This is a genomic window from Streptomyces katrae (assembly GCF_000966975.1).
Taxonomy (GTDB): Bacteria; Actinomycetota; Actinomycetes; order Streptomycetales; family Streptomycetaceae; genus Streptomyces; species Streptomyces katrae.
Genome location: NZ_JZWV01001697.1, coordinates 1 through 1,009 on the forward strand (window position 1 = coordinate 1; position 1,009 = coordinate 1,009).

The following is a 1,009-nucleotide window of genomic DNA, read 5'->3' on the forward strand; positions in this document are numbered from 1 at the left end:
GATCAACGGGGTCATGTGCTCCGTCGACCAGGGCGCGACCCCGCAGCCCAGCGGCCGGCCCACCACCCGCCCCACCGTGGCCCCGACCCCCTCGACGGCCCCCACGGCGCCGACGGCGACGGCCTCCCCGACGGTCGCGCCCACCGCCGCGCCCACCAGAGATGTGTATAAGAGACAGAGGGAGTTCCACCTCGCCTTCGTGACCGCCGGCGCGGGCTGCACCCCGCTGTGGGGCGGGGTCACGGACCTGGCGGGCGACAAGGTGGCGGGGCAGATCGGCGCGCTGCGCGCCCGGGGCGGCGACGTCCGGGTGTCCTTCGGCGGGGCCGCCGGCCGCGAGCTGGCGCTGAACTGCGCGAGCGCCGACGAGCTCGCGGCGGCCTACGGGAAGGTGGTGGACCAGTACCGGCTGACCAAGGTCGACTTCGACATCGAGGGCGGGGCCCTGTCCGACACGGCCGCCAACACCCGCCGGGCGCAGGCCATATCCCGGCTGCAGAAGTCCCACCCGGGCCTGGACGTGGCCTTCACCCTGCCCGTGATGCCCGAGGGGCTGACCCAGCCGGGCGTCGCCCTGCTCGCCGACGCCCGCCGCAGCGGCGTACGGATCGACTCCGTCAACATCATGGCGATGGACTACGGGCCGGCGTACGGCGGGGACATGGGCCGGTACGCGATCCAGGCGGCGACGGCGACCCAGGCCCAGCTGAAGTCGGTCCTCGGGCTGACCGACCAGGCGGCGTGGAAGGCCCTGGCCGTCACCCCGATGATCGGCGTCAACGACGTCGCGTCGGAGGTCTTCTCGGTCTCCGACGCGACGCAGCTCGTGGAGTTCGCCTCGGCGAAGGGCATCGGCCGGCTGGCGATGTGGTCCGCGGCCCGCGACAGGCAGTGCCCCGCGGGCGCGCTGGACCACGCGGACGCCACGTGCAGTTCGGTCCTCCAGCAGCCGCTGGCCTTCACGATGGCCTTCAGGGCCCTCCGCTAGGTCGTCTCTTTCGGATCTTGC

Annotated in this window: 1 protein-coding gene; it reads left to right on the plus strand. The window is 73.6% G+C overall.

Annotated features, from left to right (window positions below; all coding sequences use genetic code 11):
- A partial coding sequence (locus VR44_RS40170) for a chitinase (protein ID WP_045952642.1) occupies positions 1 to 988 on the plus strand: 988 nt, incomplete at its 5' end.
- Between the last annotated feature and the right edge of the window lie 21 nt (positions 989 to 1,009).